This is a genomic window from Bradyrhizobium manausense (assembly GCF_018131105.1).
Taxonomy (GTDB): domain Bacteria; phylum Pseudomonadota; class Alphaproteobacteria; order Rhizobiales; family Xanthobacteraceae; genus Bradyrhizobium; species Bradyrhizobium manausense_B.
Genome location: NZ_JAFCJI010000001.1, coordinates 70,733 through 90,513 on the forward strand (window position 1 = coordinate 70,733; position 19,781 = coordinate 90,513).

The following is a 19,781-nucleotide window of genomic DNA, read 5'->3' on the forward strand; positions in this document are numbered from 1 at the left end:
ACTTCGAAAACGGCCTGGATTTGCTTCGCTTTGCTCGCAATGGCGGGATGGACGCAGATGCGTGCCTCACAGCTCCCGCGCATTCGAGAACGCGAAGCTCGACACCCGCCGCGTCGTCTCGTCCAGGATCAGCGTGCGCGTGATCGGCGGCTCGGCGCGCTGGGCGCAGTTTTCGCGCTCGCAGAGGCGGCAGTTGACGCCGATCGGCGTGCCCTCGGTCTTCTCGAGATCGATGCCGGCGGCGTAGGTCAGGCGCGCGGCGTGGCGGATCTCGCAGCCGAGGCCGATGGCGAAGCGCGGCTGCGGCAGCGGGTGCGGCGCCACGGGCCGGCGCACCATCTGCGCGATCGAGAAATAGCGTGTGCCGTCGGAGAGTTCGATCACCTGCTTCAGCAGCCGATCCGGCGTGTCGAAGGTCGAGTGCACGTTCCAGAGTGGACAGGTGCCGCCGAATTTCGAGAACGGGAACGTGCCGGAGGAAAAGCGCTTCGACACGTTGCCGGCATTGTCGACGCGGAGCAGGAAGAACGGAATGCCGCGCGCGTTCGGCCGTTGCAGCGTGGTGAGGCGATGGCAGACCTGCTCGAAGCCGGAATTGAAGCGCTGCGCCAGCACGTGAATGTCGTAGTTGAGCGCTTCGGCCGCCGCGAGGAAGGCCGGGTAGGGCATCATCACCGCAGCCGCAAAATAATTGCCGAGCGTGATGCGGAACAGCCGGCGCGGCGCGTCGTCGAGCGGACCGGCGCGGCCGATGATGGTTTCCAGGGCTTGCGCGCATTCCGCGAGGCCCAGCTGGAACGCGAGCTGGAAGGCGCGGCCGGCCGGATCGACCAGCTCCGAGATCAGGAGCTGGCGGCGATGGCGGTCGAAGCGCCGCAGCGTTTCGCGCATCACGTCGACAGGCATGATCCGGGTCTGGATCGAATGCTTTTCGCGCAGGCGCGTTGTGAGCGCCGCATAGAGCCCCTCGGCCGGCACGTCCAGCTCGTCGCGCAGGTTTTCCGCGGCCTGCTCGAGCTCCGGGAAATAATTGCGGTTGGCCTCGATCAGCTCGCGCACGCGCTCGACCGGATTGGCCTCGTAGCGCGTGCCGACATCGCGGTCGGCCATTTGGGCTGCCGCCAGCGTCTCGCCCTGGCGGGCCTCGGCATAGGCTGCATAGAGCCGTTGCAGCGCATGGGTGACGCCGGGACAGAGCTCGGCGAGGTCGCGCAGCTCCTGCTTGGGAACGTCGATCTGGCGGAACAGCGGATCAGAGAAGATCTCGTTCAGCTCGGCAAAGAATCGGTCTTCATCGGCGGTGGCGAGATCGCGCAAATCGAGGTCATAGGTCTCGGCAAGCCGCAGCAGGATCTGGGCTGTCACCGGGCGCTGGTTCCGCTCGATCAGGTTGACATAGCTCGGGGAGATCCCGAGCCCCTCGGCGATCTGGGTTTGCGACAGCCCCAATTGCTGACGGATGCGCCGGAAACGCGGGCCGACGAACAGTTTCTTCCCGGATTCGGCAGGCATCGTCACGTCTCCAGCAGCATCAAGGTCAGTAATTCTGACCTATAATTTACAAGATTTACAAAATAACATCTATTACATGTTCTGATGTTACATGACATCACCATTCAAATACAAGCACTCTGTACGAACTTATCTTTCTCGCGTTTATCTCACGACACGCATTTCGCAATGCATTGTCAAAAATGTCGATGACGGGGCGGATTGCATCGTCATCATCGAGAAGGATAAGGCACATGAACTACCAGCCCCGCGGCATCAGCACCCTCCAGGGCCCGGCCTCGTATCAGAACGAGGTCGAAGCGGCCCAGGCGCTCCTTCAGACCCAGCCGACCTGGAACGGGGTGTCAGCCGAGGCCGTCGCGCGCATGCGCCTGCAGAACCGTTTCAAGACCGGCCTGGACGTCGCTCGCTACACCGCGGCGCTGATGCGGGCCGATATGGCGGCCTATGACAAGGATCCGACCAAGTACACCCAGTCGCTCGGTTGCTGGCACGGCTTCATCGCCCAGCAGAAGCTGATCTCGGTCAAGAAGCATTTCGGCGGCAAGACCGATCGCACCTATCTGTACCTGTCCGGCTGGATGATCGCGGCGCTGCGCTCCGAGTTCGGCCCTCTGCCCGACCAGTCGATGCACGAGAAGACCTCCGTGCCGGCGCTGATCGAGGAGCTCTACACTTTCCTCCGTCAGGCGGATTCGCGTGAGCTCAACGACATCTTCCGCGCGCTCGACAAGGCGCGCAAGGAAGGTGACGCGACCCGCGAGAGGGAGCTGATCGCGAAGATCGACAACTTCCAGACCCATGTCGTGCCCGTCATCGCCGACATCGACGCCGGCTTCGGCAATGCCGAGGCGACCTATCTGCTCGCCAAGAAGATGATCGAAGCGGGCGCCTGCGCGCTCCAGATCGAGAACCAGGTCTCGGACGAGAAGCAGTGCGGTCACCAGGACGGCAAGGTCACTGTGCCGCACGAGGTGTTCATCGCGAAGATTCGTGCCTGCCGCCACGCCTTCCTCGAACTCGGCGTCGAAGACGGCGTCATCGTCACCCGCACCGACTCGCTCGGCGCCGGCCTGACGCAGCAGATCGCCGTCAGCCACAAGCCCGGTGACATCGGCGACCAGTACAACAGCTTCCTCGATTGCGAGGAAATCACCGCGGCGAACGCCCGCAACGGCGACGTCATCATCAACCGCAACGGCAAGATGATGCGTCCGAAGCGGCTGCCCTCGAACCTCTACCAGTTCCGTCCCGGCACCGGCGAGGACCGCTGCGTGCTCGACAGCATCACCTCGCTGCAGAACGGCGCGGACCTCTTGTGGATCGAGACCGAGAAGCCGCATATCGAGCAGATCGCCAAGATGGTCGACCGCATCCGTGAGGTCATCCCGAACGCGAAGCTCGCCTACAACAACTCGCCCTCGTTCAACTGGACCATCAATTTCCGTTGGCAGGTCTACGATGCGATGAAGGAAGCCGGCAAGGATGTGTCCAGGTACAACCGCGCCGAACTGATGAAGCCGGAATACGACGATACGCCGCTGGCGATTGAAGCCGACGAGCGCATCCGGACCTTCCAGGCGGATTCGGCCAAGCGTGCCGGCATCTTCCACCATTTGATCACGCTGCCGACCTACCACACGGCCGCGCTGTCCACCGACAACCTCGCACGCGAGTATTTCGGCGAGCAGGGCATGCTCGGCTACGTCAAGAACGTGCAGCGCCAGGAGATCCGCCAGGGCATCGCCTGCGCCAAGCATCAGAACATGGCCGGCTCCGATATCGGCGACGACCACAAGGAGTACTTCGCAGGTGAAGCGGCCCTGAAGGCGGGCGGCGCCCACAACACGATGAACCAGTTCGGCTAACGCACCTCGACAGGAGACTGACAATGACCAAAGGCAGCAATTTCTGGGTGATCGGCGGCGAGTTCGGCTCGATGAACTTCCACAAGCTCGTCGAAGGCTCCGCCCAGGTGCAGGGTCCGTTCAAGACCCGCAAGGAAGCCGAGGACGCCTGGCGCTCGGTTTCGGAAGAGAACCGCCATAAGGCCGGCGTCCGCTTCTCGATCGTGGAAGAGCCGTCGCGGGTCTCAGCCTGACGGCTGCCTGACAAACACAAAAAGACGTCCAAGGACGGAGGGTCCCATCCGGCGCAAGCCGGGTGGGATCGTCTGTTTTTGGCACACATCAGCAGCCTGTGGGCGCCGTAAGTATCTGGAATGATGGACCCTTTGCGGGCGCCGTGGTTGCTGATAGGTTAATGGGGAGAGTTGAGGACGAGGCCGACAATGTCAGAGCCCGAGACGAGCGGGACCCATCCCAGCCAGCCGCGCCCGGTGCGGCTGCGCGACGCGCTGTTGCGCGCGCGGATCGAGGCCGCCGACCGGACCGGCGTGGTCGTCGATCTCAGGGACGCCGAGGTGGCGCGGCTCGAGATCCTCAACGACGCGCTCGATCCGCTGTTCGCGCAGGTGCCCGACCAGATCGATTTATTCGACCGCGGCATCAGCCAGGGCGATACGCCCAGGCTCTGGATCGACGTCGTCGCCCACATCCTGATGGGACGCGACAAGCGCCAGTACCGCTTCGTCCAGGACACCCGCTTCGGCCGCATCGTGCTCGCCGAATCGCACGACACTGCTGTCATCGTCGAGGCGGTGACCGACTACGTCGCCCGCCGCATGATTGAGCGCGAACGCGCGATGGTGGTGTTGCCGGAGCCGAAGGAAGAGGTCGCCGCACAGCCGCCGCGCCGCTCGCGCGTCTGGCCGTTCCTGCTCGGCTTCATTCTCGGTGCCGCCGCGCTGTTCGGTGTCGCCGTGCTTGCGGCGTTGCGGAGCTGGTGAAGACTGCCTCGTCATTGCCAGCGAAGCGAAGCAATCCAGGACCATCTCCGCGAAGGGATTCTGGATTGCTTCGCTTCGCTCGCAATGAGGGCCGATTAGAGCAGCCGCGCGCGCTTGATCTCCCGGATCTGCAAGCCGTGATCGATGCTCCGCACGATCTGCTCGCAGCGCCAGCCGTCATTGTCCTTCTCAATCGCGAACAGATTGTACGCCGCTGCCGGATAGTGCCCATGCGCGAGTGCGGAGGCCGACGGCACGCCGATCGCTGGAATTTTGCCGATGGGGCCTTCGAACCACATCGTCGAATGAATGTGGTCGTGCCCGTGCAGGACCAGCTCGACGCCCCAGCGCTTGAGCAGCGCGAGCAGCGCAGCGGAATCCGTCAGCCGCTTCTGGCGCGCGTCGGATTTCAGCGGATGATGCACCAGCAGCACGCGGAACACATCCTCGGACGCCAGTTGTTCGAGTACGCGTTCGAGATCAGCGAGCTGATCGCGTCCGAGCGTGCCCGTTGCCATCAAGGGCGGCGTCGGCACGGCGCTGGAGAGACTGATCAGCGCAGCCGGTCCACGGCGGCGTATCCCGGGAAAGCCGACATTGCCGTCGTCGCCGGCAAGATAGGGCGCAAAGGCCTCGCCGAAGCGATGAAATGTAGCGCGGACATAGGCGTCATGATTGCCGGGGATCGTAGTGACGCGGTCGGGCGGGCCGACCCCGTCGAGCCAGGCACGCGCCGGCGCGAACTCCGCCTCCATCGCCAGGTTGACGAGATCGCCCGTCACCGCGATGTGGTCCGGCGCTTGCGCCTGCACGTCGGCCACCAGTGCGTCGAGCACCTCGCGGCGCTGATATTTGTGCCGGTTGCGCGTCCAGTTGACGTAGCCGAACGCGCGCTTGCCCGCGAGTTCGATCAGCCGCGGCTTCGGCAGCGGCGGCAGATGCGGGTCGGACAGATGGGCGAGCGTGAAAGGTGCCAAGAAAGATGTCATCGCGCGCGATTGCCTCGCTATTCCCCTGCTGTAATGGCAAGGTCGCCGGCAACGCGCAAGCGGAGCCTGCAAGCGCCTGAAGTGGCGTGCATCACGAGAGGCTAATGGGAAAGCGCCTGGACGAGATCCGACGAAGATTCGAGCCGCTGCTGCGGCGAATCTTCCACGCCTATTTCCTGGTGGTTCGCGGCATGACCCTGGGCGTCCGCGCCGTGGTGCTCGATGCCGACAACAAGGTGTTCCTGGTCAAGCACAGCTACGTCTCGGGCTGGTATCTGCCCGGCGGCGGCGTCGACTTCGGTGAGACCATGGAGCAGGCGATGCGCCGCGAACTCAAGGAGGAGGGCGATATCGACCTGACCGGGGAGGCGGTGCTGCATGGCATCTTCCTGAACAGCCACGTCTCCCGCCGCGACCATGTCGCGGTCTATGTCGTCAGGCATTTCCGCCAGGACCGCCTGCCGGAGCCCAACCGCGAGATCATCGAATGCGGCTTCTTCGATGCCGCCGCATTGCCGGAGGGCGCGACATCAGGTACGCGGCTGCGGATCGCCGAAGTGCTCGATGGCAGGCCCGCGACGGCGACGTGGCGTTGAGGGCCGGCCATGCTAGTAACCCGTCCGAATGGGCGCCGCGGAAACCTGATGAAAGCTGCAAAACTTGCCTTCGGCCTGATCTGCCTTGCGATCCTCGCCAGCAACATTTGGACAATGTCGCGCTGGAGCGAGGCGCGCGGGGTCTATGATGACATCTGCTATCTCAGGCAGGCGCATCTGTTCCAGCGCTTCGGCGCCGGCGGGCTCGATACCAATGCGGTCGGGGACGACGATCGCTATTTCGAAGGCAAGATGAAGGAGATCGGCTTCGCCGAGTGGAAGGATCCGATCCGCTGGCCGTGCCATAATCCGATGCCTGACGGCAAGGTCGTGATGCAATATCCGCCGGGCACCGGCTTTCTGCTGGCGCTGTTTCCCGAGGGGCATCAGGTGGTGCCGCTTTATATTGCCGCGAGCCTGATCGTCTGCGGCCTCGCGCTATCGGGCATTTTCCTGGCGCGGACGCTGCCTTCGGTCGTTGGAGCAGGCGCGTTCGGCGCGCTTGCGATCTATCTCATGATTAACCCGGCCAAGGCGAGCTATTCGGTCGCACCGACCATGGCGCTGTGCGCCGTGGCGGGCTTCCTCACCGCGCTGTGGCTGAGCAGGGACAAGCGCAGCGTCTTGCTGATTGCGCTGATCGGTCTCCTGCTCGGCGCGTCGGTCAATTTCAGACTGCCGAACGCGCTGCTCGCGGCCGGCTATTTCCTGTTCCTCGGCATTCCCTTTTTGTGGACGCGTTCGCTCGCGATCTTCGTGCAGGGCCTCGCCTTCGGTGCCGGTGTGCTGGTCGGCATGGCGCCGACGCTCGCCGCCCAGGCCATCAATGCCGGCAGCGCGCTGGCGACGACCTATGGCAGCGCCGACGTGGTGGCGCCGGCGTTCGATCTTGCGGTGTTTGGCCAGTATCTGCGCGACATGCAGTTCGTGCTGATCGTGCTCGCGATCGGCGCGACGCTCTGGCTGTTGCGGGCCGGCGAGGCGCATGTGCGGCAGGCAGCGTTCGTCGTCGTCGGCAACCTCGTCGTCAATCTCGGCTTCTTCATGAGCCACCCGATCTTCACGCCGTACTACGTCGTGCCGATCGCGATGCTGTCGCTGTGGACGCTGTCGTTCGCCCGGCTCCTGCAACCTGCCGAGGTGCGAGAGGCTGTGCCGGTCCGGAGCGAACCGGCCAACTTCGGAACGTCGTCGCGATGATTTCCGTGCAACCCCGCATCGCTGTGCTGGTGCCCTGCTACAACGAGGAGGCGGCGGTTGCGACCGTCGTCGCCAATTTCCGCAGCGCGTTGCCAGCGGCCGAGATCTATGTCTACGACAACAATTCGCGCGACCGCACTGCTGCCGTTGCGCGCGAGGCCGGCGCGATCGTGCGCAGCGAGCGGCGGCAGGGCAAGGGTAACGTCGTTCGCCGCATGTTCGCCGATGTCGAGGCCGACATCTACGTGCTGGTCGACGGCGATGCCACCTACGACGCACCTAGCGCCCCTGACATGATCGACAAGCTGCTCGACGAGCATCTCGACATGGTGGTGGGCTTGCGCATCGACCAGTCGCAGGCTGCCTACCGTCTCGGCCATCGCACCGGCAATCGCATGTTAACCGGGTTTCTGGCCTGGACCTTCGGTCGCGATTTCCAGGACATCCTGTCCGGCTACCGGGTGTTCTCGCGCCGCTTCGTCAAATCGTTCCCGGTGTTGTCGGACGGTTTCGAGATCGAGACCGAACTCGCCGTCTACGCGCTGGAACTGTCGCTGCCGGTCGCGGAAGTCGAGACGCCCTATTACGCGCGGCCCGAGGGCTCGTTCTCGAAGCTCAACACCTGGCGCGATGGTTTTCGCATTCTCGGCACCATGCTGAAGCTCTACCGCGCCGAAAAGCCGCTGCGCTTCTTCGGTGCCATCGGCATCCTGCTGGCGGTCGTGTCGGTGCTGCTCTCGATCCCGATCGTGATCACCTTCGTCGAGACCGGGCTCGTGCCGCGGCTGCCGACCGCGGTGCTGTCGATGGGACTGATGATCATGGCGATGCTGTCGGTCTCGTCAGGCCTCGTGCTCGACACCGTGACGCGGGGGCGGCGGGAGATGAAGATGCTGGCCTATCTGTCCCAGCCCGCGCCGAAAAGGAACTGACGTAGATCGGTCCCATGGACGACGGCACGTCCTGATGCTACTCCGATTCCTCTATTGACGCGTTTTTGGCAACATGACCGATCTCTCAATCACCATCCGCCCCGAAGCTCCAGGCGACGCCCAGGCGATCGAGCGGCTGCATGAGCGCACGTTCGGCCCCGGCCGTTTCGTGCTCAGCGCCTATCGCATCCGCGAGCACGTCGACCATCTGCTCGACGTTTCCTTCACTGCCCGCATCGGCACGCTGCTGGTCGGTTCGGTCAGGCAATTGCCTGTCATGATCGGCGAGACGCCGGCGCTGTTGCTCGGGCCGCTCACGGTCGAGCCGCCATTCCGCAGCCGCGGCATCGGCCGCATGCTGATGGAGCGGGCCCTGAAGGATGCCAAGGACAAGGGGCATCGCCTCGTGCTGCTGGTCGGCGACGAGCCGTATTACAGCCGCGTCGGCTTCAAGCTCGTGCCGAAGGGCCGCATCACCATGCCGGGTCCGGTCGATGCCGCCCGTGTCCTGGTGTACGAACTCGCCGACGGCGCGTTTGAGGGCGTCTCGGGCACAGTTGCCCCGGACTGGAGCAAGGCGCGCGGGTAACGCACCACCGACCGGTCGAGGCTCACATGTTCCGCGTCGTCGCTGATACATTGCAGGCCTACCTCGATTTCGATCCGGAACGAAAGCGCGACCTGACCGAGTTGAACGAGCTGGTCGTCTCGGCCGCGCCAACCCTCAAGCGCTATTTCCATGGTGGAACGCCCGCGGGAGAAGCGGGAATGCGCATGAAGATGATCGGCTACGGAAAGTTTCGCTATGCCGTCACATCGGGGAAAAGCACGGAGTGGCCGGTGATCGGTGTTGCGCTCCAGAAAAATTACATCAGCGTGTACGTGGCGGTCACCCGGCAAGGTGCGCCCGTCGTATCCAATTATGCCGGCAAACTTGGCGAATTGCGCATGGGGCGCAACAACTTCAGTTTCGAACGGTTCGACGACCTCAACCACGCTGCGGTATCGGCCCTCGTTGCAGAGGTTGCCGCCATCTTCAAAGCGGATCCTGAAAATCCCGTTCGCTACATGCAGGGCACCTGATCTGCCGGCACTGGGCCCAAGCGCGCGCCCCTGTGCGCGTGTCGCGCGGTCCTGTTGATCCGATGAAGTCGGAAATATTCCAGGCGGACGGACGATCATGATTGCAGCGACGCCCCCGACCGATGTCGGGCCGTCGAGTCCAAGCTCAGATCGTCCACCGCATGAGAACGCCAAATGCCCGTCAATCGTCGCCAGCTTCTCGCGATCGCGTCGTTGACGGTCGCAACCTCGATTGCGAGCGACTCCCGGGGAGCAAGCGCGCGGATCAAGGCGATCGCGTTCGACGGCTTTCCGATCTTCGATCCGCGTCCGATCTTCGCTCTTGCCGAGAACCTGTTTCCCGGGCACGGGGCCGAACTGTCAAATGTCTGGCGAACCAAGCAGTTCGAGTACACATGGCTCCGCACGATGACGGGACAATATCGCGACTTTCTCGACATCATTGACGATGCCCTGGTGTTCGCCTGCAAGTCGCTCGATCTTGAACTGACCGGCGTCAAGCGAAGTATGCTTGTCGAGAGCTACCTCAAAATGCGGACCTGGCCCGACGTATTGCCCGCCTTGTCCATGTTGAAGGAAAGCGGATTGCGGCTGGCGTTTCTGAGCAATTTCTCGTCCGCCATGTTCAACGGCAATATCAGCGGGACCGAGCTCGAGGGCATGTTCGAATTTCAGCTGAGCACGGATGCCGTCAGGGCCTACAAGCCCGATCCGCGCGCGTATCAAATGGGCGTCGATGCACTCGGGCTTAAGCGAGAGGAAATTCTGTTTGCCGCCTTCGCCGGCTGGGACGCGTCCGGCGCCAGGCTGTTCGGCTATCCCACGTTCTGGGTCAACCGGCAGAAACAACCGCGCGAGCCACTGGAGGCCGCTCCTGACGGTGAGGGGCAGGGCATGGCCGACCTGGTGCACTTTCTTTCGGCCTGACACGCTATACCGTCGGCGCGGTTTATGCCAAAACCGGTGGGCGAAGCTGTTGAAGGATATGCGAAGTTTGGCCGCACCCAGGAAGGGCACATCGCCCGCGGAACGCCAGAACGGGATTGATCGGACCATCGATCTCCTGGAAGCACTGCTGCATTTGCGCGAGCCCTCCAAGCTCAGCGATCTCGCCAAGCAGATGGGCGCGCCCCGATCGACGGTCTATGCCATCGCCAACCGCCTCATCGAGGCGGATCTGCTGGAGAGCGTCGGCGATGGCGGTCAGGTCTATTTCGGCAAGGCCGTGCATCTCTACGGGCGGGCCTATGCGGAGGCCAATCCGCTGCATCGCCGGTGTCGCGAAGCGCTCGACCGGCTGGCGACCCAGCATAGCGCCACCGCGCAACTCTGCGCGCTGCGCGGCCGCAAATACGTGGTGGTCGATACCAGGGACGGGTCGGGCCTGTTCCGGATCACGACGGATGTCGGCATCGAAGTGCCGCTGCCGTGGACCGCGTCCGGCCGGTTGCTGCTGGACCATATGAGCGCGGCGGATATCCGCGCGTTCGTTCCGAAGGAGGATTTTCGCCTTCCGGACGGCCGCGTGCTCGACGTTGATGATTTCGTCAAGGACGTCGCACGCGCGCGGCGCGACGGCAAATGCGTGACAACGGCGCTGTCCGATCGCTTCACGTCGTGTCTTGCAGCGCCGATCCGTGACAAAAAGGGTGTCGCGGTCGCGACGCTTTGCTTCGTCGTTCCCGCGGATTCGGTGAAGGAGCGCAGGACCGCGCTCCTCGACGATTTGGTCGCCACCGCAACCGAACTCTCGGATCGCTCCTGAACTGAGCCAAGCCGACCCGAAACGCTGCAACCGATGTTCCCGCATCGGTCGTCGCGCCGTCTTCGCGCGCAGATGTTCGCGCAGCACGCAACGCACAACGCTCAATCAATGCACGTCGGGGCGAGCAGGACTAGAATGTCCGGGCTTGACATCACGCCGCTGTAATCTCTAACGTGTCGCTATAAGATAATATTGTCCACTATAAGAGACAATATGATTGCAGGCACAGCGAGGTCCTCTCCGTCTCATGCCGGGGCGGGAGACGCGTCCCTGCGTTTTCAGGCGAGGATTCAACATGGCGAATGCAGCACAACAGGTACCCGGACGACGCTGGCTGATCGGTTGCCTGCTCGGCGTCGGAATTCTCATCAATTACATTGATCGTGTCGGTCTCTCTGCCGCGACGCCGGAGCTCACCAAGGAGCTCGGCCTCACCGCCACCGACATCGGGCTGCTCGGCAGCGCGTTCTTCTGGACCTATTCGCTGCTGCAAGTCCCCGGCGGCATGGTGCTCGATCGCTTCGGTGTCACCATGGTCGGCCGTGCCAGCACCTTCCTGTGGTCAGTGGCCGCCACCATCACCGCGCTCGCGAGCGGACTTTACGGAATCTTCGCCGCGCGTCTGCTGCTCGGCGTGGCGGAAGCACCGGCCTTTCCGGCAAGCCAAAAGGCGACCGGCCACTGGTTTCCGCTCGACGAACGCGCGCGTTCGACCGCGATCTTCGATTCCGCCGCCAAGTTCTCCAACGTGATCGGCGTGCCGCTGGTCGCCTATGTGATCTTTCTCTACGGCTGGCGCTGGGGCTTTGGCATCACCGCGCTGCTGAGCTTCCTGTATTTCGTCGCCTACTACCTCATCTATCGCAATCCGAGCGAGGATCCGAAGCTCTCCAAGGCGGAGCATGACTACATCATCGCAGGCGGCGGCACGCCGGAAGGCCCGGCGACAGCGGGGCAGAGCCGCATGCTCGGCTACCTCCTGCGCAACCGCAAGGTCTGGGGCCTGACCATCGGCTTCTCCGCCTATGGTTACACCTTCTATCTCTTCCTCACCTGGCTGCCGGGCTATCTCGCCCAGACCATGCATATGAACCTGATGTCGGCCGCGGGCTATTCGACCATTCCATGGATCTTCGCGACGTTGTCGGATCTCCTGATCGGCGGCTTCCTGGTGGATCATCTGATCGCGCGCGGCTACGACAGCACGCGGGTGCGCCAGTCCGTGATCATTGTCGGCATGCTGATGGGGCTCGCCGTCATCGGCGCCGCCTTCACCGTGAAGCCGGGTTGGGCTCTGCTGTGGCTGTCGATCGCAATCTCGGGGCTGTCAGCCGCCGCGCCGGTCGGGTCCTCGATCGTGTCGCTGATCGCGCCGAAGGGCGGCGCGGGAACCGTCGGCGGCATCCTGAATTTCACCAACAACATGATGGGCGTGCTCGCGCCGATCGTGACCGGGGTCGTGGTCGACTGGACACAATCCTTTGCCGGTGCCTTCATGATCGCTGGCGCGGTGCTGCTGATCGGCATCTTCTTCTATGTCGTGGTGCTCGGCCGGATCGAGTCGATTCCCGATTACGCCGAGGCCGCGCCACCAGACGCCGTGCCTGTTCACTGAGGAGAGGAGGGGCATATGCCCCAGAATTCCGAAAGCAAGGACACCCTCATCCGAAATGCGCGGCTGATCGACGGCACCGGCGCGCCGTGGTTCGAGGCCGACCTGCGCATCAGCGGCGGCCGCATCGCGGCGATCGGTGCCGCCTTGCCGGCTGAAGGGGCCGACATCGTCGACGCGCGCGGCTGCTACCTCGCGCCGGGCTTTATCGATGCCCACTGCCATGACGATTTGATCTGTCTGCGCGAGCCTGACAGGCCCGAGAAGGTGCTGCAAGGCGTGACCACGCTCGTGGTCGGCAATTGCTGCTTCTCGCTCTATCCTGCGACCGCGGCCTCCGCCGAGATGCTCCGGCTCCACTTCTCCGGGCTCGCGGGTGAAACGCAGGCCAGCGAAGTGTTCGGCAGTTTCGACGGCTATCGGCAGGCGCTGGAAGGGCCGGGCGTGGCGCTCAACCTCGTCTCGCTGGTCGGACATGCCGCTGTCAGGCTCGCCGTGCTCGGCTACGAGCGCCGCGCGGCGAGCGGAGAGGAGATCGCAGCGATGCAGGCGCTGCTGGCGCAGCAACTCGCCCAAGGCGCCGCCGGTCTGTCGCTCGGCCTCGTCTATCCGCCGAGTGCTTTCGCCGACAGTAACGAGCTCTGCGCGCTGGCAGAGACGGTCAAGGCGCACGGCAAGCTGCTCACCGCCCATATCCGCAGCTACGAAGCGGGCCTGCTGCAATCCATCGACGAGTTCATCGCGATCCTGCGCGCCTCGGGCGCGGCGGGGTTGCTGTCGCATCTGCAATCGGCGGGCAAGCCGAACTGGGGCGCCATCCCCAAGGCGCTCGACCGGCTCGAGGCCGCGCGCGCGGAGGGCATCGATATCTCCTTCGACATGTATCCGTATCCTGCCGGCAGCTCCTACATGCTGCAATTGCTGCCGCCGGCCGCGCTCGAAGGCGGCATCGATGCGTTGCGCGAACGGCTGCGTGATCCCGTCAAGCGCGAGGCGCTGCGCGTGCTGGTGGAGGAGGGCGATCCAGATCCGCATGCCGCCCAGTCCAAGATCGTGCTGATCGGGTGGCACAATGTGCGCATTTCCGGCACCGGCAATCCCGCGCTGAAGCCGCTCGAGGGCAAGTCCATGGTCGATGCCGCGCGCGAACTCGGCATCTCCGCGTTCGATCTCATGGTCCGCTGCATCGAGGAGGACCAGGGCCAGACCGGCATCATCATGTTCCAGCTCGACGAGGCCGATCTGCGCGCGGCCTTCACCCATCGCCTGCACATGGTCGGCTCCGACGGCATTCCGCGTCCGGGCACCAAGCCGCACCCGCGAGCCTACGGCAGTTTCCCGCGCGTCGCCGGCCGGCTGACGCGCGAGCAGGGCTGGTTCACGCTGGAAGATGCCGTGCGGCGGATGACCGCGATGCCCGCCCAGCGCTTCGGCCTGTCCGACCGCGGCATCCTTCGCCCCGGCATGATCGCGGATCTCACGCTGTTCGACGAAACCATCATGGACAAGGCGACGTTCGAGACGCCGACGGAAATGCCCGCAGGCATCCGTTCCGTGTTCGTCGCAGGCGAGGCCGTGGTGGCGGACGGACGCAGCACCTTCGCGCGGCCGGGCAAGGCCTTGATCGCGGGATGACGAGCCCGCAATCTTGGCCATCACACACAGGACGATTCGCAATGACGCTGAAACGATACGGCGCGGCCGGCGGCACCGGCACGGGCGGCCAGCACCTTCCTTTTTCCCGAGCGGTCGCGGCCGATGGCTGGCTCTACGTCTCCGGCCAGACGCCGATGGAAAACGGCGAGGTGATCGAGGGCGGCATCATCCCGCAATCGCACAAGGCGATCCGTAACATGCTCGCCATCCTGACGGAGGCCGGTTACGAGCCGAACGATGTCGTGCGTTGCGGCGTCTGGCTCGATGATCCCCGCGACTTTCAAAGCTTCAACAAGGTCTTCGCCGAATATTTCGGCGCCAATCCGCCGGCGCGGGCCTGCGTGGTGTCGAGCATGGTGGTCGACTGCAAGGTGGAAATCGACTGCGTCGCCTATCGCAAGTGAGCAGCCTCCTGCTGTGCCGGGGCCCGCTGGGCCCCGACGCACGCAAGTTGCGCAACTAGAAGCGCTGCGACATGCCGATATAGAAGCCGCGCCGCGGTCCGTATTGCGGGGCGAACACACCGATGCCGGAGCCGTCGCGGATCTGGTAGATCGTGTCGAACGCATTGACCACGTCGAACCGCACCGTCGTCGGCTTGTTCGGCCCGACGATGTTGAAGTCGTGCGACAGGCCGAAATTCACCTGCGTATAACCCGGCAGGTGATCGGTGTTGGCAAAGCCCGAGCGCAGGCCGCTGCCGTAGACCATCGACACGCTGTAGCGCGTGCCCTCCCAGAGATAGGAGGCGCCGGCCGACCCCGACAGCATCTGCGCGTGGTCGGTGTAGACGTAATGGCCGGAGATATAGGCAAGCTCGTCCGCGCCGAACAGATACTGGTTCGAGACCACATTGCTCGCGATCTGCTTGGCCCAGGCGACATTGGCATAGGCGCTGAAATTGCCGTTGCGATAGGTCGATTTCAGCTCGACGCCGACGTTCTCGGCGTGATCGTAGTTGAAGCCGCTCAGCACATAGGCCGCGCCGAACTGACCGTCATCGAGCAGGTCGCGCGCCTTCTTGTAATAGGCGTCGGCGCCGACCTCGAGACCGGGGATCGGATAGATCTTCTGCGTCACGCCGACGTCGAACACGTGCGACCGCTCCGGCAGCACCGGGCTGTTCTGCCCGACCTCCGGCGTTTGCGTGTTGGCCGGCGCGCCCGGCGGGGTCACCAGCGCGAGATTGACGGGTGCTGCGATCACCTGCGAGGGCGGCGTGAAGTTGCGCGCATAGCCGGCGTGGAACGTGGTGCCGTCGAAGGGCTTCCAGGTCAGGCTGACGCGCGGGCTGAGCTGGTTCGCATCGACATATTGAACCATCTGGTCGAAGCGCAGGCCGGCGTTCAGGGTCAGGTTGTTGGTGATTTTCCATTCGTCCTGGACGTAGGTCCCGATCAGCCAGCCGGTCTTGGCGCTGGAATCGAACACCGAGAACGGCGCGTCGATCGTGCCGGCCGAAGGATCGGCGGGATCGACCAGCGGCAGCACGGTGCTGCCGCTGTTGACCAGCGTCCGCTCCGCGCTCACCGACAGGCCGAAGCGCAGCGTGTGCGCATAGCCGATGCGCCATGCGGTGTCCTGCTGGATGCCGTTGACCACGCTCTGGCGATAGACGTCCGACGACACGCCGTTGAAGACGAGATCGCCGATCGGGTCAGGGTAGAAGTGCAGCAGGCTGGTGCGATTGAAGTAGGAGGTCTGCGTGTCGAACTCGCCGTTCGAGGTCTGGTAGGAGACGACGTTGAACTGGTTGAACTCGTTCTGATGCTCGTTCAGCCTGGACGAGTCGAAATTCGAGACGCCGAACGCCGTGTTGGCAGGCGCCTGACCGGGATTGTTCGGAATCTGGAACGTCGCATTCGACACGCCGCTCATGAAGGTGAGGCGGCTGGTCGGATCGATCATCGTCGACAGATAGAGAAAGCCCTTTTCCTGGTTGGTGCGGTCGTGAATCGCATTGACCGACGGCGTCGGGTTCTCGATGCCGAGATTGTTCTGGAGAAAACGTCCGGACAGGAAGTACTGGGTCTGTCCCACCGTCCCGCCATATTCGACGTTGGTCGAGATGGTGCCGTTGCTGCCGCCGTAGACGCCGACCACGCCGGAATTGTTGAAGGCGTCGGCCTTCGTCGTGATGTCGAGCACGCCGGCGGTCCGCTGGCCATATTGCGCCGGCAAGGCGCCGGTGAGCAGGCTGAGGCTGCCGACGATGCCGGTGTCGAGGATCTGCCCGAACGCGCCGACGCCGTCGGGAAGCATCACGCCGTTGATGCGATATTGCAGGTTGGCGTGCTCGTTGCGGATATGCAGGTCGCCGCTCGCCGCCGAATCCTGGGTGACGCCGGGAAATTGCAGCAGCACCTTGTCCAGCGAGGCGTTGCTACCCTGCGGCAGCGCCTCGATCGCCTGGCGCGTGAGCGTGTGGGTCGTGGCCCCGCCCGGCGGCAGAACGCTTTGGCGCGCGGCATCTAACCGGTCGCTCTGGCCTTCGACGGCGGCCGGCGCCTCGGTCTGGGGACGCGCCTGCGACGTCGAACGCCGCCTGTCGACGGCGACGCGAACCTTTGGGCGACGCTGTGCCTGCGTCCGCTTCGGTGCATCGACTTCGACGCTGGGCAGTGTCGTGACGGGGGCTGTCGTCTGGGCCACGGCATTGCCGGTGGGATAAAACAGCGTGAGTGCGGCAAGGCTCGAGCCCGCCAATATTGCTTTTGAAGACAGCATTGTCCTGATTTCCGATCGCGCGCCGTCGCGCTCGTTCAGAGCACTTGCAGGCGGCACGCGCCGTCGACACGCGACGGATCATCTTCGATAGCCTCGCGGAATCGGCGCAATGCGCGGCCGATGCCGAAGGCAGCTCAATCGATGGGGATCAGGAGGCAGGAGGGGCGCGCGGCTGGAACGCAGAGCCGGCCGATTCCAGATGGAGGAATTCGACATCGGTGGTGCGGTAGAGCAGTTCGACCGCGTGCGGCAAATGCAGCAGCGGCGGCGTCGCGAACACGACCGTGCCCGCCATCGCGACCAAAGCGCAGATCGCGCAATTGTCGTCGGCCGGCTGGTCGCGATCGGGATTGGTCGGCGATTGCTTCTGCACCGCCGCGCTGTCGGGCGACGCGATGCTCTTGGCAGTCCCCTTGGCGCTGTCCGCCAACTGCGATTGGGCGAGGGGCGCTGCCTGCGCGAACCAGTGGCTATGGCCGAACGTCAGCGCGAACTGCACCAGCATCGCGAACATTGCGAGCCGGGCGCCGTGCCTGATATTCGACCGAAACCACTTCATCTCAAAACGCCACCTCGCATCGCGAGGCGCCGACCGGGCGTCGCGATGTTATATTGTAACATCGCCCGATCGATCAGCGGATGTCAACCGGGAGAGGATCGGGCGCGCTCAGGCAGCCGATCCCATGTGTCGTTCGGGCAACTAGCGTCCCTCGCGCAACCAGGTCGCGGCAAACGCACCGAGCAGCAGCAAGAGCCCGATCAGGCCGGCGAAGATCGGCAGCACGCCGACGCCCTTGACCACGCTGGCGTCGCGCATCCGCACGCCCATCCAGCCGTCGCCGGAAAAGACGCTGGTCGAGCGGACCGGGACGATGCGCGGCAGTTCGACGCTCCCGCCGTCCGCGATCCGCACCGCGCTGCCGCCGGTCGCCTGCGTCAGCGGCTTCAGCGTGTCGGTGGTCGAGGTGACTTCCGAAAATTCCTTCGGATTGGTCGGGCCGACATTGATCAGCGCTTTCAGCGTGCCGTCGGTCGCCTGCCAAAGGCCGAGCTCGTTGGCCGGCAGGCTGGCGCGCCACTCGCCGGGGTCGCCGGGGCTGAGCGTCAAATCACGAGAGACGCCGGAGGGCGAGGTCACGCTCACCGGCTGTACGCTGTCAGCCATGGTCTGACGCACCACGACGAGATCCTTGCCATGCACCTGCAGGCGCAGCGCCTCTTCATCGAGGTCCGGCTGCTTCATCAGCCAGTGCGACATCCGCCTGAGCAGGTCGAGATGCGGCCCTCCGCCCTCATAGCCGCGCGCCCACAGCCAGATGTGGTCGGACAGCAGCAATGCGACACGGCCCTCGCCGAAGCGCGACAGGAACAGCAGCGGCTTGCCGTCCGCGCCCGTCATCACCGGCGGGTTGACCGAGTTGCGGGTGTCGACGGTGCGGAAGAACCGGCTCCAGTGCGGCGGCTCGAACGCCGAGCCTTCGAGTCCACGCGTCACGGGATGGCGTTTGCCGATGTCCGAGAGATGCGCATAGAACGGCTTCTCGGTGACGCCGACCGGCTCGGCCGGCAGCACCGTGTCGAGCGGCGTGCGCCAGATGCTGGTGTTGGAGGCATAATCGGGACCGGCCGAGACCAGCACCGCGCCGCCGCCGCGCACATAGCGCGCGATGTTGTCGAAATAGGCGATCGGCAGCACGCCCTGGCGGGCGTAGCGATCGAAGATGATCAGCTGGAATTCGTTGATGTGCTGCTGGAACAGCTCGCGGGTCGGAAACGCGATCAGCGACAATTCGTTGATCGGCGTGCCGTCCTGCTTCTCCGGCGGACGCAGAATGGTGAAATGCACGAGATCGACGCTGGCGTCGGACTTGAGCAGGTTACGCCAGGTGCGTTCGCCGGAGTGCGGCTCGCCCGAGACCAGGAGCACGCGCAGCTTGTCGCGCACGCCGTCGATGGCGACGACGGCGCGGTTGTTCACGGGCGTCAGCTCGCGCTCGAGCGGCGAGGCCTCGATCTCGACGATGTTCGGGCCGGCATGCTTGATCTCGACGTCGACGCTCGCGCTCTGGCCGCTGGAGAGCGTCCGCTCGTTGATGACCTCGCCGTCACGGCGGACCGTCACCTTGGCGCGCTCGCCGGAGACGCCCTGGTCGTCGAGCTTGTAGGTGATGGTCTGGTTCTGGCCGACGATGCCGAAGCGTGGCGCCGCCGTGATCGCGATGCGGCGATCGCGCTCGTCCTTCTGACCGGTGATCAGCGCCTGCACCGGCGCCTGGAAGCCGAGCGCGGCGGCGTTGGCCGGAATGTCGTGAACGCGGCCGTCGGTGATCAGGAACGCGCCGGCGACGCGGTCGACCGGCACGTCCGACAGCGCGGAGGCCAGCGCGCCGAACAGTTTCGTGCCGTCGGTCTCACCGTCGGCCTGTCCGGCATCGACGACGCGCACCTCCAGCCCCTTGATCTTCTTCAGGCTGTCGACCAGCGCCTCCTGCGCCTTCGCGGCCTCCTGGTTGCGCTTGCCGAAATTCTGGCTCGGGCTCTTGTCGACGATGACGGCGGCGACCGAGGTGAGGGGATCGCGGTCCTCGCGCGTGAAGGAAGGATTGGCGAGCGCCAGCAGGAACAGCGCCAGCGCAGCGACGCGCACGGCTGCACCGCGCGCCCGTGCAAGCAGCAGCACGATCGCGATGACCACGATCGCAGCGAGCGCGATCCACAGGACGATCGCGGGGACCAGCGGCGTAAAGGCGATGCCGTAGTTCATGGCGTCACTCTCTCGGCATCGTCATGCCCGGGCTTGTCCCGGGCATCCACGTTCTCCGTGCCTTGTGGCAAGGCGTGGATGGCCGGGACAAGCCCGG

18 protein-coding genes are annotated in these 19,781 nt (G+C 64.5%); 13 read left to right on the top strand and 5 right to left on the bottom strand.

Annotated features, from left to right (window positions below):
* Window positions 1-66: 66 nt before the first annotated feature.
* Window positions 67-1,512, bottom strand: coding sequence for a helix-turn-helix domain-containing protein (locus JQ631_RS00355; protein WP_212322623.1), 1,446 nt, complete (start codon window positions 1,510-1,512; stop codon window positions 67-69).
* A gap of 233 nt (window positions 1,513-1,745) precedes the next feature.
* Here JQ631_RS00355 and JQ631_RS00360 point away from each other — a divergent pair, with 233 nt between their 5' ends.
* From JQ631_RS00360 to JQ631_RS00370, 3 genes are all read left to right on the top strand, one after another.
* A complete protein-coding gene (locus tag JQ631_RS00360) occupies window positions 1,746-3,380 on the top strand; it encodes an isocitrate lyase (RefSeq protein WP_212322625.1) in 1,635 nt (544 codons plus the stop codon).
* A gap of 23 nt (window positions 3,381-3,403) precedes the next feature.
* Window positions 3,404-3,613: a DUF4170 domain-containing protein gene (locus tag JQ631_RS00365; protein WP_008137787.1), complete on the top strand. Its 210-nt coding sequence runs from the start codon at window positions 3,404-3,406 to the stop codon at window positions 3,611-3,613.
* 189 nt (window positions 3,614-3,802) lie between these two features.
* Window positions 3,803-4,360 carry a hypothetical protein gene (locus tag JQ631_RS00370; RefSeq protein ID WP_212322628.1) on the top strand — a complete coding sequence of 186 codons (558 nt, stop codon included), beginning with the start codon at window positions 3,803-3,805 and terminating at the stop codon, window positions 4,358-4,360.
* 95 nt (window positions 4,361-4,455) lie between these two features.
* Here JQ631_RS00370 and JQ631_RS00375 read toward each other — a convergent pair whose 3' ends face one another.
* A complete protein-coding gene (locus tag JQ631_RS00375; RefSeq protein WP_212328434.1) occupies window positions 4,456-5,337 on the bottom strand; it encodes a metallophosphoesterase family protein in 882 nt (293 codons plus the stop codon).
* Between the two features lie 116 nt (window positions 5,338-5,453).
* Between JQ631_RS00375 and JQ631_RS00380 the strand changes: the two genes are divergently transcribed.
* The 10 genes from JQ631_RS00380 to JQ631_RS00425 all read left to right on the top strand — a co-directional run bounded on the left by JQ631_RS00380 (window position 5,454) and on the right by JQ631_RS00425 (window position 14,597).
* Window positions 5,454-5,945: an NUDIX domain-containing protein gene (locus tag JQ631_RS00380; RefSeq protein WP_212322630.1), complete on the top strand. Its 492-nt coding sequence runs from the start codon at window positions 5,454-5,456 to the stop codon at window positions 5,943-5,945.
* A 48-nt stretch (window positions 5,946-5,993) separates the two neighbouring features.
* Window positions 5,994-7,145, top strand: a complete 1,152-nt coding sequence (locus JQ631_RS00385) for a hypothetical protein (protein WP_212322635.1) — start codon at window positions 5,994-5,996, stop codon at window positions 7,143-7,145.
* Window positions 7,142-8,077, top strand: a complete 936-nt coding sequence (locus JQ631_RS00390; RefSeq protein ID WP_212322640.1) for a glycosyltransferase family 2 protein — start codon at window positions 7,142-7,144, stop codon at window positions 8,075-8,077. The genes JQ631_RS00385 and JQ631_RS00390 overlap by 4 nt, the downstream gene beginning before the upstream one ends.
* A 73-nt stretch (window positions 8,078-8,150) precedes the next feature.
* Window positions 8,151-8,666 (top strand): GNAT family N-acetyltransferase, encoded by a 516-nt coding sequence (locus JQ631_RS00395; protein WP_212322643.1) that lies wholly within the window; start codon window positions 8,151-8,153, stop codon window positions 8,664-8,666.
* A 26-nt stretch (window positions 8,667-8,692) separates the two neighbouring features.
* Window positions 8,693-9,160: a hypothetical protein gene (locus JQ631_RS00400; protein ID WP_212322647.1), complete on the top strand. Its 468-nt coding sequence runs from the start codon at window positions 8,693-8,695 to the stop codon at window positions 9,158-9,160.
* A gap of 174 nt (window positions 9,161-9,334) precedes the next feature.
* Window positions 9,335-10,087, top strand: a complete 753-nt coding sequence (locus tag JQ631_RS00405) for a haloacid dehalogenase type II (RefSeq protein WP_212322674.1) — start codon at window positions 9,335-9,337, stop codon at window positions 10,085-10,087.
* A gap of 58 nt (window positions 10,088-10,145) precedes the next feature.
* Entirely contained in the window at window positions 10,146-10,925 is a 780-nt protein-coding gene (locus JQ631_RS00410) for an IclR family transcriptional regulator (protein ID WP_212328435.1), read from the top strand.
* Between the two features lie 295 nt (window positions 10,926-11,220).
* Window positions 11,221-12,540, top strand: a complete 1,320-nt coding sequence (locus JQ631_RS00415; RefSeq protein ID WP_212322677.1) for an MFS transporter — start codon at window positions 11,221-11,223, stop codon at window positions 12,538-12,540.
* Between the two features lie 15 nt (window positions 12,541-12,555).
* Window positions 12,556-14,172: an N-acyl-D-amino-acid deacylase family protein gene (locus JQ631_RS00420; protein ID WP_212322679.1), complete on the top strand. Its 1,617-nt coding sequence runs from the start codon at window positions 12,556-12,558 to the stop codon at window positions 14,170-14,172.
* A gap of 41 nt (window positions 14,173-14,213) precedes the next feature.
* Window positions 14,214-14,597, top strand: a complete 384-nt coding sequence (locus JQ631_RS00425) for a RidA family protein (protein ID WP_212322682.1) — start codon at window positions 14,214-14,216, stop codon at window positions 14,595-14,597.
* Window positions 14,598-14,652: 55 nt separating this feature from the next.
* Here JQ631_RS00425 and JQ631_RS00430 read toward each other — a convergent pair whose 3' ends face one another.
* The 3 genes from JQ631_RS00430 to JQ631_RS00440 all read right to left on the bottom strand — a co-directional run bounded on the left by JQ631_RS00430 (window position 14,653) and on the right by JQ631_RS00440 (window position 19,684).
* Complete coding sequence (locus JQ631_RS00430) at window positions 14,653-16,920, bottom strand: TonB-dependent receptor (protein WP_212322685.1); 2,268 nt, start codon at window positions 16,918-16,920, stop codon at window positions 14,653-14,655.
* 148 nt (window positions 16,921-17,068) lie between these two features.
* Window positions 17,069-17,479, bottom strand: coding sequence for a DUF2946 family protein (locus JQ631_RS00435; RefSeq protein WP_212322700.1), 411 nt, complete (start codon window positions 17,477-17,479; stop codon window positions 17,069-17,071).
* Window positions 17,480-17,620: 141 nt separating this feature from the next.
* Window positions 17,621-19,684 (bottom strand): hypothetical protein, encoded by a 2,064-nt coding sequence (locus JQ631_RS00440; protein WP_212322703.1) that lies wholly within the window; start codon window positions 19,682-19,684, stop codon window positions 17,621-17,623.
* Window positions 19,685-19,781: the final 97 nt, after the last annotated feature.

Bases quoted from the DNA above. Each gene is read 5' to 3' on its own strand.
- JQ631_RS00355 (WP_212322623.1), bottom strand. From the start codon at position 1,512: ATGCCTGCCGAATCCGGGAAGAAACTGTTCGTCGGCCCGCGTTTCCGG.
- JQ631_RS00360 (WP_212322625.1), top strand. From the start codon at position 1,746: ATGAACTACCAGCCCCGCGGCATCAGCACCCTCCAGGGCCCGGCCTCG.
- JQ631_RS00365 (WP_008137787.1), top strand. From the start codon at position 3,404: ATGACCAAAGGCAGCAATTTCTGGGTGATCGGCGGCGAGTTCGGCTCG.
- JQ631_RS00370 (WP_212322628.1), top strand. From the start codon at position 3,803: ATGTCAGAGCCCGAGACGAGCGGGACCCATCCCAGCCAGCCGCGCCCG.
- JQ631_RS00380 (WP_212322630.1), top strand. From the start codon at position 5,454: ATGGGAAAGCGCCTGGACGAGATCCGACGAAGATTCGAGCCGCTGCTG.
- JQ631_RS00385 (WP_212322635.1), top strand. From the start codon at position 5,994: ATGAAAGCTGCAAAACTTGCCTTCGGCCTGATCTGCCTTGCGATCCTC.
- JQ631_RS00390 (WP_212322640.1), top strand. From the start codon at position 7,142: ATGATTTCCGTGCAACCCCGCATCGCTGTGCTGGTGCCCTGCTACAAC.
- JQ631_RS00395 (WP_212322643.1), top strand. From the start codon at position 8,151: ATGACCGATCTCTCAATCACCATCCGCCCCGAAGCTCCAGGCGACGCC.
- JQ631_RS00400 (WP_212322647.1), top strand. From the start codon at position 8,693: ATGTTCCGCGTCGTCGCTGATACATTGCAGGCCTACCTCGATTTCGAT.
- JQ631_RS00405 (WP_212322674.1), top strand. From the start codon at position 9,335: ATGCCCGTCAATCGTCGCCAGCTTCTCGCGATCGCGTCGTTGACGGTC.
- JQ631_RS00410 (WP_212328435.1), top strand. From the start codon at position 10,146: ATGCGAAGTTTGGCCGCACCCAGGAAGGGCACATCGCCCGCGGAACGC.
- JQ631_RS00415 (WP_212322677.1), top strand. From the start codon at position 11,221: ATGGCGAATGCAGCACAACAGGTACCCGGACGACGCTGGCTGATCGGT.
- JQ631_RS00420 (WP_212322679.1), top strand. From the start codon at position 12,556: ATGCCCCAGAATTCCGAAAGCAAGGACACCCTCATCCGAAATGCGCGG.
- JQ631_RS00425 (WP_212322682.1), top strand. From the start codon at position 14,214: ATGACGCTGAAACGATACGGCGCGGCCGGCGGCACCGGCACGGGCGGC.
- JQ631_RS00430 (WP_212322685.1), bottom strand. From the start codon at position 16,920: ATGCTGTCTTCAAAAGCAATATTGGCGGGCTCGAGCCTTGCCGCACTC.
- JQ631_RS00435 (WP_212322700.1), bottom strand. From the start codon at position 17,479: ATGAAGTGGTTTCGGTCGAATATCAGGCACGGCGCCCGGCTCGCAATG.
- JQ631_RS00440 (WP_212322703.1), bottom strand. From the start codon at position 19,684: ATGAACTACGGCATCGCCTTTACGCCGCTGGTCCCCGCGATCGTCCTG.